Source organism: Streptococcus mitis, assembly GCF_002096835.1.
Lineage (GTDB): Bacteria > Bacillota > Bacilli > Lactobacillales > Streptococcaceae > Streptococcus > Streptococcus mitis_W.
In genome coordinates, this window is sequence record NZ_NCVG01000023.1 from 13682 (window position 1) to 25782 (window position 12101).

Annotated in this window: 6 protein-coding genes and 1 pseudogene; 1 reads left to right on the forward strand and 6 read right to left on the reverse strand. The window is 38.6% G+C overall.

From position 1 onward, the window contains the following. Positions 1–3409: Rib/alpha-like domain-containing protein (locus tag B7699_RS06950; RefSeq protein WP_275655597.1), on the reverse strand; the 3409-nt coding region annotated here is incomplete at its 3' end. A 30-nt stretch (positions 3410–3439) separates the two neighbouring features. After that, positions 3440–6310: a Rib/alpha-like domain-containing protein gene (locus B7699_RS06955; protein ID WP_084927708.1), complete on the reverse strand. Its 2871-nt coding sequence runs from the start codon at positions 6308–6310 to the stop codon at positions 3440–3442. 230 nt (positions 6311–6540) lie between these two features. Between B7699_RS06955 and B7699_RS06960 the strand changes: the two are divergent. Beyond that, a pseudogene (locus tag B7699_RS06960) lies at positions 6541–6873 on the forward strand (NAD(P)H-dependent oxidoreductase); the annotation flags it as partial. 126 nt (positions 6874–6999) lie between these two features. Here the strand turns inward: B7699_RS06960 and yaaA are convergent. The 4 genes from yaaA to B7699_RS09805 all read right to left on the reverse strand — a co-directional run bounded on the left by yaaA (position 7000) and on the right by B7699_RS09805 (position 12101). Further along, a complete protein-coding gene (yaaA, locus tag B7699_RS06965; RefSeq protein WP_084927710.1) occupies positions 7000–7728 on the reverse strand; it encodes a peroxide stress protein YaaA in 729 nt (242 codons plus the stop codon). Between the two features lie 74 nt (positions 7729–7802). Continuing rightward, on the reverse strand, positions 7803–9398 hold the full coding sequence (locus B7699_RS06970; protein WP_084927712.1) for a hypothetical protein: 1596 nt from the start codon (positions 9396–9398) through the stop codon (positions 7803–7805). Positions 9399–9409: 11 nt separating this feature from the next. Further along, positions 9410–9820, reverse strand: a complete 411-nt coding sequence (locus B7699_RS06975) for a peptide deformylase (protein ID WP_084927714.1) — start codon at positions 9818–9820, stop codon at positions 9410–9412. 121 nt (positions 9821–9941) lie between these two features. Next, positions 9942–12101, reverse strand: a complete 2160-nt coding sequence (locus tag B7699_RS09805; protein WP_084927716.1) for a mucin-binding protein — start codon at positions 12099–12101, stop codon at positions 9942–9944.

Genomic DNA, 12101 nt, shown 5'->3' on the forward strand with positions numbered 1-12101 from the left:
TTGGTAAGTCATTTGTATTAATACTTTTCTCTGGATCTGGTACTTCGTTATGACGTACAGTTTGATTCGGTTCTTTTGCCGTTGGGTTAAACGTTTCTTTTTGTTCTTTTACCCTTACTGGTACTGTGACTTCATCTTCCGTTCCATCTGGATAATGAACTAACGCTACTCCTGGATGACTTCCTGGTGTACTTACATCTGGCCTTGTCTTCCATGTGACTGTTGTTCCATCTGGTAAGCCTGTTTTGTTTACACTTGTTTCTGGATCTGGCACGTGACCATTGTCCACTTCTTGCGCTATGGCGGTTGGATTGTATTCATCTTTTTGTGGCGTTACTTCGACTGTTACTGTCACTTCTTCCGTACTCTTATCTGGGTAAGTGATTAATACTTTTCCTGTCTTACTTCCTGGTTTACTTGTGTCTGGTTGTTCTGACCAGCTATAGTTCGTTCCTGTTGGTAAGTCATTTGTATTAATACTTTTCTCTGGATCTGGTACTTCGTTATGACGTACAGTTTGGTTCGGTTCTTTTGCCGTTGGGTTAAACGTTTCTTTTTGTTCTTTTACCCTTACTGGTACTTCGACTTCATCTTCCGTTCCATCTGGATAATGAACTAAGGCTACTCCTGGATGACTGCCTGGGGTACTTACATCTGGCCTTGTCTTCCATGTGACTGTTGTTCCTTCTGGTAAGCCGGTTTTGTTTACACTTGTTTCTGGATCTGGTACGTGTCCATTGTCCACTTCTTGCGCTATCGCTGTTGGGCTGTATTTTCCACGCATTGATGAAACTGTTATATTCACTAATTTCGATGTAGAGTTTCCTGCTTTATCTCTAGCTACTATCGTTACACCATACATTACATTGTCAGAATCAATTTTCGGTACTTCTTGTACACCTTCCTTGAAAACAATTGTTCCAGAAGCTTGATCAAATGTTAAGAATAAAGGCATATTATTCACTTCAATTGTAGCAATCCCACTACCATTTGCATTATCTTTTGCCTCAATCTTCATAGGAGGCAATGTTTTATCTAAAGCCGTCATTCCCCAGTTTGTATGTTCTGCTGGTGTTTGAATTGTTGGATCCGTAACATCTTTTACTTTCAATGGAATTGTAACGTCTTGTTCTGAACCATCAATATATGTTACTTTTGCTTGTATTGTTTGGTCTCCATACGCCTCAGTGTTAATTGGTGTTTTGGCTTCAACGGTTGCAATTTTAGAATTTCCATTCTCACCTTGCGCATTTGTCGCAGTTACTGCTCCTTTTAACATTTCTGGAGTAACTGATACATTTTGATTTACTTCAATTTGTGTTCCAGTTGCTGTAAAATCTTCACTTACTTTTCTCACCGTTACATTTACTGTCACTAAATCTTTTGAACCATCTGGATAAATGATTTCTAATTCACCAGTTGTTGCGCCTGGTGTATTTACTACAGGGGGTGTCTTCCATGTTACCTTTGTTCCATCTGGCAAGCCTGCTTTATCTACACTTTTATTAGGATCTGGCACTTGTCCATAACTTGTATTTTGTGAAATTGGCGTTGGAGTATTCTTGGTACTCATTGAAGATACAGTGATTTTCGCAGTTCTTTCGCTGACATTTCCTGCTTTGTCTTCTGCTCGAATGTTTAAAGTAAATTCTTGACTTGGTGTATTCTCAGCTAGTTTTTCTACTGTTTGTTTTCCTGATTTGAATTTAATAGCGTTAGTTGTACTATCATATTCTAAGTAATCAGGCAAGCCTGTCACAGTAACGTTTTTAATTCCACTTCCGTTTTCATTATCTTCCGCTCTTACTTCCATATTTGGTAAAGCTTTGTCTAATGCTGTCATTTCCCAGTTTGTATTTTCTGCTGGTGATTGGATTGTTGGTGGTGTCACGTCTTTAACTTTCAGAGGAATGGTCACTTCTTTAGTTGTTCCATCTTTGAAAGTTACTGTAGCGTTAATAGTTTGTTCACCATAGTTAGCTGTGCTGATTGTAGGTGCTGTAACTGTTGAAATCTTATCTGTTCCATTCACATTTCCTGCTTTTGAAGTTGCAGTTACTTTCGCTTTTAAGTCGTCATTTGAAACTGAATCATTTTGATTTACTTCAATTAGCGTTCCAGTTACTTCGTATTCTGAGCTAAGTCCTTTTACAGTAACTTTTACATTTACGATATCTTTCGAACCATCTTTATAGATTACTTCTACTACTCCGTCTTTTTCTCCAGGAGTTGTTGTACTTGGTATTGTTTTCCAAGCATAACTTGTTCCTTCAGGTAAGTTTGTTTTATTTACGCTTGTGCCTGCATCTGGAGTTTCACCATAACTTACTGTTTGCTTTTGAGGATTTGGAGTTGCTTCGTATTTTGTAGTCATTGATTTCACAGTAAACGTTAATTGTGAAGTACTACTATTATTCGCATTATCTGTCACTCGAATTGTAGCTGTATGTGTTTGAGAATCTGTCCCGACTGGTAATTTTGGAACTTCTTGGGTATCCGCTTTAAACTTAATGGTTTTAGTCGCATCATCATATGTTAAGAAATCTGGTAAGTCTGTTACCGTTGTTGATTGAACACCACTTCCTCCTGCGTTGTCATTAGATGTTACTTTAATTGGAGAAAATGCTTTATCTAATGCTATTAAATCGATATTCTGACCATTCGCTGGTGTTTGAATCGTTGGAGCCGTCACATCTTTTACTTCTAAAGGAATTTTTACCGTATCCCTTGTATCATCAAGATAGGTTACCGTTGCAGAAATTTCTTTGTTTCCTGTCTCAGCAGTACTAATTTTCCCAACAGGAGTAACAGTTTTAACCTTACTATTACCATTTTTATTAATTGTCACAGCAGATTTTAAGTCTTGTTCTGAGACAGTATCGTTTTGATTTTTGACAATTTTTGTAGCTGTAGGTTCATACTCATCACTTAGCTTACGAACTTTTACAGTAACCGTTACTTCATCTACTGAATCGTCTGGATAAGTAACTTTCACGACTCCTGTTTTATTTCCAGGTCTATTCGTATCTGGTGCAGATTTCCATGTATATTGAGCATCAGTCGGTAATCCTGCTGTATTCACACTTGTTTTCGGATTAGGTGTTTCTCCATGGCTCACTTCTTGAATCGTTGCATTCGCTTGTGGATTATACTTTTCAGCCATAGGCATGTGAGTAATACTAAATGTTCGTTCACTACTATTTCCTGCATTATCTTCCACACGTAATGTTATATTTCTTGTAGTTCGATTTATTCCAGACAATTTTGGAACTTCACGTTCTCCATCTTGGAAAACGATGCTACTTGTTGCTTTATCATATTTCAAGAAACTTGGTAAGTTAATTGGAACAATACTCTTTATTCCACTTCCTCCAGGATTATCAGCAACTGCTACTTTAATAGGAGGCAATGTTTTATCTAATGCTGTGATTTCCCAAGTTTAATTTTCTGTCGGTGTTTGAATTGTTGGAGCCGTGACGTCTTTTACTTCTAGAGGAATATCAACTGGATCAGTAGTATTATCTAGATACGTCACTGTCGCTTTTATGGTTTGTGGACCTGCATTTACAGTACTGATTGGAGCCGCAGTAACCGACTTCACTTTACTAGTTCCACCATTATTCACTGTTACTGCTGCTTTCAATCTATCACTCGTTACCGAATCATTTTGATTGACAGTAATTGTCTTTCCAGTTGGTATATGTTCATCACTTAGTTTACGGACTTTCACGGTTACAGTTACTGTATCTGTTGAGCCATCTGGATAGGTTACAGTTACGACTTCGGTTTGATTCCCAGGGCCTGTTGTCGTATTAGGTTGTGTTGCCCATCCGTATCTTGTACCTGTTGGCAGCCCATTTTTTTGAATACTTGTTCCTGCATCAGGCGCTTCCCCATAACTCACTTCTTGAATTTGAGAATTAGCAACTGCTGTATATTTTTGTGTTTGAGATTGAATATGGAAAGTAATATTTTTAGTCGCAGTATTTCCTTTTTTATCAACCGCTTTAACAGTCACTTGAATACTTGATTTACTAAGTTGGAAATTATTTGGAATAACGCCATTAATTTCAATTTTTGATGTTTTTGCATTGTAAGATAATGGATTCGGTAGATTGTCAACCGTTACAGAGTTACTTTCTTTGAGACCTACTCCTTTATCATTATCTTGAGCGTGAATATTGATTTCACTAGGTAGTCCTTCTAATCTCGTTAATGTAATATTATCAGGGGCAGTAATTGTCGGTTTAATATTATCTACAATCTCAACTGGGACATTCACAGTTTTCATTAAATGACTACCACGAAGAATTTCGATTTCTTTATGTTGTACACCTGCTGCAGAGGTATCCACATTAGAAGAGCCACCTTTCCAACGAACTGTTAATTCTCCTGGAACTGCTGAATTATCTGAAACTGTCACGTAATTTCTAGCATCCCCTAGTTGACCAGACTGATTCTGATTAATTTTTTTATCTTGTTTTCCTAGAAAATCTAAAACTGTATAAGGAGTTGTTACATCTTTTGTTACTCCATTTTCATAAGTTGTTGTGACAACAACATTTCTTGTCCCTGCTTCTTGCAAGTTAAATGGTGTTTTATACGTTACCTGAGCCGTTGTTGGTACTTCATGTCCTGTTTTTGATCGTACTAATTCTCTTGGATTCGTATATAATTCTTTTGAATCCCCAAAATAAGCAGTCAAACTGGAATGTTTCGCTTCTACATCATTTGTCGCATTTGTTTGAATGGTTTTAGGGTTGAATCCATCTTTAAAATGAATCGTCATTGTTGCACCATCAGCTGATACCTCAGCATGGTCAAAGTCGATATGATTCGCACGATTAACCACATTTGGATGCTCTGCTTTAAATTTTTCAATTAAAGCATTCTTTTCTGTTTCCGTTAAATGACGGACATCATCCACATAAGTTGGCGTTAAATTATTAACAGTATTACGTTCACTTTGAGGTTTGATAGTCAGAGTATAGGTAATTGTATTTTGCTTATTTTTTCCGTTCGCCCCAATTGTAATATGATAAGTACCTGGTGTTACATTACCGCCATTCCCTATAGTCCCAACAAGAGCCATTTGCACTTCAGGATTATTTACATTCCAATAGTTAGCAGCAATATCTACTTCTTCTTTCTTTCCTGTTTGGAAATTTTTATAAGCTACACGTAGTTTTAAACCTTTAACTTGATTAAGACCACTTATAACTCCTACTCTTTTTACATAATACGGAGTAGGATCTTCCTCTCCACGTTTAGGGCCATTCGGATATCTTACTAATGGCTCTCCATTTCCTCTTTTACCATATGCTGTCATTACCGAGAATAGAGTATCTGAATTATAAAAAGTTAATTCTTTTTTATTTTCGTTTACTAACGCATTACTACCCTCGTATTTGTTAGCAATTGACGATATCCAAATAGCTCTAAACCCACTCTCTCCCTTACCATCAATTGGTTTTCCATTCCGTGGATCACGTTTCCCAGATTGTGCTCGAGTTACTCTATTAGCTACTTTGTTGCGGAGGCTCTTCGCTTCATTTAGAGCACCATCAACTTCACTCTCAGTGGCTTTTCCCTCAGATAAATCTGCAAATACTTGAAGAGATTTGCTTTCAGATTCACTGAATTCATAACTGATTTCTCCTGCCAGTTGGTTAATTTCTGAAACAAGAGCCTGAACCTTAGCGATCTTTTCTGTTGAAGGATTTTTCTTTTCATCACTATCGTTTGCTTTGTCTGCTTGCTTTTCTTTTTTGTCTATGTCGTTGCTTTTCTCTTCCAGTTGAGCAAATGATTCAGACAAAGCTTGAACTTCTTTATCTATCTCATCCTGACTAGCACCTTCTTTATCCAAGACTGCTTGCGCACGCGACAAAGAGAGATTAAGATTTTCAACTGATTTAGCTGTTTTAGTCTGTAAATCAGTGTTCCTAATCTTTTCAATTAATTCATTTAAAGCAGTTTTATCCACAGCTTTGACTGGATGCTCTAAAGACTTTTCAAGAATTTTTTCTTCTGGAACATGTTCAGAAATCTTATCTGATTCTTTAACAGGATTTTCTACCTGTGGATGATTTTCCACATCGTTTGGAATCTTGTCACTATTCGGATCTTCATCTTTAACTTTAGTTGAATCATTCAGAGACGCAACCATTTCATCAGCATGAACAAGATGTGGACTCTGTATCATTACTGCTCCTGTAGCCAAAAAAAGAGTGCACCCAAAAAGAAAATGCTTCCCTTTCTTTATCATCCGCCAATTCTTTTGATTGATTCCTTTTCGATTAAAAAACATTAAGAACTCCTTGCTTCAAATTATAAAATTACTTCTTTATATATTATATTATTTTATTCTCTAAGATGCAAACAGTTTCATTTAATATATGAAGTTTTTTCACGACTTGAACTTATATTTATATGTTCATCAAATTGCTAACATCAAGCAAGTCGGGATATATTTGCTAGTCTATCTCTCTGTCAGCATACGGCGCTTCAACTAAATTTTAATGAGAATTTCTACACTCCATCACCTCTCCAGTCTACAACTTCTCTATCCCTGGTACAGTGAAAAACTTGCTTGACTGGCTATCTCGTGCCCTTGACTTGTCTGATACACGTGGTGCTTCTGCCCTCCAAGACAAGTTTGTCACCGTATCATCTGTAGCTAATGCCGGTCACGATCAACTCTTCGCTATTTACAAAGACCTCTTGCCATTTATCCGTACTCAAGTCGTTGGTGACTTTACTGCTGCACGTGTTAACGACTCTGCCTGGGCAGATGGAAAATTGGTTCTTGAAGAAACAGTCCTAAACTCACTTGAGAAACAAGCTCAAGACTTGGTCAATGCGATCAAGTAACTAACATAATAAAAGCGAACAAGACTACTTTTCTGACACTCAGAAGACTAGCTTGTTCGCTTTTTTTCTCATTTATAAACTAAAATAGCTGATGATACATATTGTCAAATACAAAATATCTGATTTCTATACTTCCTTTACAAAAACCAATTCCTGTTGCTGGGATAAATCTTCTCGGTAGACAAATCCAGCAAAGCTTAAGAAACGAGCTTCCTCCACCGTCTGTACTTGATTTTCTATCAGGACTGTTAGGAAGGCACCACGCGCTTTCTTGGAAATGGTTGAATGAATCTTCAACTGACCGCCTCTATCCTCCATAAATTTGAAGGTTACCATCTTTTCTCTGATTTCCTTAGAAAATACAGTCTCAAACTCGGATGACAAGAGAGAGAAAATCACTTCCTCCTGCGTCACAGCCTCATCATAAGCTGATTTCCAATGACTCTTCAAAGTCTTACTAGCGACTTTTAACTTCATCAAAAAATCCAAACGGTGAGGTGCCATAGGTGACAAGGCTGGAACAACACCGTACAAAGCCGAGGTAATGAAGACATGATTTTCAAGATAGGCTTGTTCTGCCTCAGTCAATTTATCTCGCTTGATATGGCGATACATGAGCCCATCAAAAAGTTTCAAGGCTGGATAGTGTTGAGCAGTTTGGTTTTTTAAAGCTTGGATATGTTGAAATTCCTCCGTTGCCTTCTCAGCTGATACCTTGTAAAAATTCTCCAATTGATTTGCAGAATAGAGAGCCAAGGCATCAAGTACAGCCTGACTTTCTGGTTTTAAAGGAGTAGCTTCGATACTAGGCAAATCTGTGTTCATTTCTTTTGCTGTTGGGATTAAAATTTTCATATTGATAGTGTAGCATATTTTTTTGCCACTACCAAGAAATTCATCTGAAAAACCTCGGTTTGACCGAGGTTTTTTTACTGCACTTTAAATGTCTTGAGATAATTGTCTTTTCCTACTTGACCTTCAAAGGTTTTACCATTTTCTAGGTAAGGAAGTTCATCAGATACTGAGGCCTTGACCTTGTATATCTTGCCATCAACTTTAAAGAAGTAGACAGTGTCTCCCTTAATAACAGCTGATTTGAGGTCTGCTACCACACCCTTGATGCTTTCAGTTGTTGCATTATCAATCTCAAGGTCGTTTTTATTGGCATACTTACTGAGTAGCTCTTCCACTGTCGTGGCTACGATAACATTTTGGTACTCGACTGCGTCTACCAGAGCGTACTCTTTGACCAAGCCAGCATTGTCCTTCAAGCCCATGATGTAGAGAGGCTTGTCATTGAGGTTGATGAGGATTGGGAAGGTTGCCTTGTAGGATTTCTCCTGAACAGCACCTTCGGCTGATTCACGGGCTGATTCTTCGGTCGCAGAAGCCAAGCTGTACTTAGTGATTTCTCCTGTTCGCATATTTTCTAGGATAAAACCAAGATTACTTTCATCTGCATTGGCCGATGTCACACCTGTGTAGAGGTAAATATCATTACCGATAGACAAGTAATTATAGCCCTTGGTAGTCTGGGTCACGTTTTTCTTGGAAATCATAGCATTCCAGAAACCATCCTTGTACTTGCCGTTGTAGTTGATTTGCTCGATGGTTTCCTCAGCTGGATAGACCCTGTCTACCCATTCTGGGACCTCTGATAAGCTGTATTCCTTGGTTTCTCCGTTTGTGGCGTCCAAGATAATGACTGAAACAGGACGAGGAACCGCAAGCCCAAATTGCTTTTGGTAAACCGTTGCTACATAGAAAGGATTGCCCTCATCGTCCACCTCAAAAGATGGAGTCTTGAAGATTTTAGTTGGGTACTTCAAGCGCAGGTGACGCTTGACATCACGGTTAAAATACTCCGAGTCTGAATACTTGATTGGTGTCTTCAAGTCCACCAAGTCTGCATTACCAGTTACCATGTCCACCTTGATATACTCGCCGATTCCTTTTGCTTGATTGTTAAACCACTTGATAGGGTCTGCATATTCTAGTGGCGTAACTCGATAAGGTTTCCCATCAATCGTCAATTGGGTATAGGTGTCTGCGGCTACGTACTGCGACACCTTATCCGTTAGGGAACCCAAGTAGCGGTCCCCAATTTTTTCAGCGGTACTTCTATCTAAGATAGGAACCTTACTGGTGTCAGTCTTAGGAAATTCAGTAAAGTCTTTTTCCGTCACCGTGACTACATTGGCATAATTTTTAGCCTGAAAAATGCTGGAGGTCACCAAGGAAACTAAACCAGCTAAGAGAAGAATTCCTCCAATAGAAGCTAAAAGGATTTTCCCTAATCGATTGATTTTGAAACTCTCTAGATTTAAGGCAGCTTCCGCTTTACCGTGGCGCACATGAACTGTTTTGACCAGATTTATTCCCTTGCCAAAGCCAAATAAAATAGCCACAAGCAGCAAATGCCCACAGAGGAAAAAGAGAAATTCCCAGCTGGTCAGGTTAAGAGGCGGTAAAAAGATATACCAGGTCGTTGCGATAAAAATAAGTTCGAAGACTATTCGTTTCATTTGCTTTCCTCCTAAATGATTCGTCCTTCCAAGTGATCCAGTTCATGCTGACAAATCTGAGCTGGGAAGCCTGTCAAAGTAATGGTCTGTTCCTGCCACTTGCTGTTACGATAGGCAACCCTTATGGTTTCATAACGCTTAGTAGGTCTCACACCTGTCAAGGACAAACAGCCTTCTTCTGCCTCATAAGGTCCTTCAAATGACAGGAGCACTGGGTTAAACATGACCACGGGAACCAAGCCAAGATTAAAAATAATCACGCGCTTCTGCACCCCAATCATATTGGCAGCCAGACCGACACAGGTCTCACGATTGGCTAAAAGCGTATCCTGTAAATCTCTGGCAAGATACAGATCTTCCTGACTTGCCGGCTGAGATACCTGAGATAAAAACAAAATATCCTTCACAATTTTCTTTTCCACTTGCTCACACTCCTCTTGCTTTTTACTATATTATAGCAATTATAGCACAAAAGTCGATAACTGCAAGCCCTTTCCCTCAACTGTAGCAAAAAGCCACCCGAAGATGACTTTTTTGTTATTCTTAATCTTTGTTTCCTTTAAACAATAGAATACCAGATAAGGCTGATAAGAAACCGACTACTAGTAAAATAGAATCATGACTAGCTGTTTCTGGTAGTTTACTAGCTTCCCGTGTTGTTGGAGTTTCTGGTTGCTTGGGTTCCTCAGAAGCTGGTTTTTCGGGAACCTTAGGTTGATCAGTAGTCGGCACTTCCGGTTGCTTTGGTTCCTCAGGCTCTGGTTTTTCAGGAACCTTAGGTTGATCAACAGTCGGCACTTCCGGTTGCTTTGGTTCCTCAGGCGTTGGCTTTTTGGGTACCTTAGGTTGATCAACAGCTGGAACTTCCGGTTGCTTTGGTTCCTCAAGCGTTGGCTTTTCGGGAACCCTAGGTTGATCAACAGCTGGAACTTCTGGTTTCTTTGGCTCCTCTGGAGTTGGAGTTTCTGGCGTCTTGGGTTGCTCACCTCTTGGTGGTTCGGGCTCAGTAGCTTTCACAGGTAGGTAATGAATCACTGTGTCTTTTGTAAAATCTTCTGGTATTTCAGGTAATAAGTAACCCAATTCTGGATGAGAAGAATCCTTCAACACCAAATCAGTAGCTGATGTCGCAGCCTTATAGCCTTTAAGATAAGGGATTGTTCCCAAACCTGGATTGTTGGCAAGACCTGGCTTAGATGGGTTCCCATCTTGGTCATTGGGATATTGAATCGAAGCCAGATTCTCATTTGCAGTTGGAGAAATGGCTATCCATTTTCCTAAGTGTTTGTAGTAGACAGTTTCCTTGATTGCAGGATCTGTTACTGCCACTGTTTTTTCTGCAACTGTTTCTTTATCTGCCACTAAGCCTTTTACCAGTGGTGTCGCTACTTTAGGTAGATTTGGTTGATCACTCGTCCAATCACGATAATAAAGGTCTCCTTTTACAAAATCAACCTTGGCAACACGTTTGAAATCAACTTGATCATTTCGATCTGCAGCAACCTTATCATGTGTCACAAAATCTCGATAAGCAATGTTTCGGTCAATAGATTTTTTATTGATGATTTTAGAAACGCTAGCAGGCCATAAAGGCGAATCTTGAACATCCTCATCAACTTTTTTATGAGCAGTTGGAATGGTATCTTCAGGATAAATAAATTCTAGGCGAGGTGTTAAGGAAACCTTAAATATTTGATCAGTCTGACTATCTTGGTCAAAATATTGTAAACCTCGATCATAGTCACTTGAAACAAGGTCATAACCTTGTCGTTTGTAGTTACTAATCGTTTTTAACGTACTGTATTCAATAGGATAAGCAGACTCCCCAGTAACTGTATCTTCCTTCAGTAGCTTGTTTTCACTGATATCCACATAGCTAATCTTGGCTCTTTGATTATTTTTATGCTCATGTTTTATTTTCCAATTAGAATAAGAAATTTCCTTAGTAACCAGATTAACAGTCGCATAGCGCTCAAAGGAAATACTTTGTTTTTTCTCAGCAAAGGCTTCTTTACCATTATTTTTATATTTATATTTAATGGTTCTTTGAATCGTTCTTTCTAAAGGTTGTTCTTGATTGGTTCTGATTTTTTCAGCATCTGCAGGCCACTTAGGACTATCCACAACACCAGCTTCTACCTCTTCATTTGACTTAGGATTGGTCTGGTTTTGTAAGCTAACCACTTCATGTTTTGGAGTTAATTTGATGGTATAGGTTTGCGGAGTCTGATTATCTTGAAACAGTTTCTTCGATTCATCCGTTTTCAAATAGCCATCTTCAACCAATACATAGCCATTTCTTTTGAACTCACTAATTTTCTTTCTTGTATCGTAGTGAAGATCCTCTCCAACCTTACCAGTACGCTCATCTGAAAAAAGTTTTTTGCCTGTAGATTCGTCAACATAAGAAAATTCAACACGAGATTCTTTTTCAGTCACTTTAGGAGTATCTAAATGTTTTTCTTCAAAATGCTGCTCTGCTGAAATAACAGCTTCTTTTTCCGAACTTACAACAGGTTTGTCCTTATCTAAAGTTTCACTAGAGCTTTTCTCTGTTTCTGGGATAATACTAGTTGTAGGAGTTTCAGCTGCAGAGACACTTGAAACAGGGCCAGCTAAAAAGCTTAAACCGCAAGCCACAACACCAGAAGCAACACCCAAACTCAATTTACGGATAGAGTAAATACATTTTTTATTTCCCAT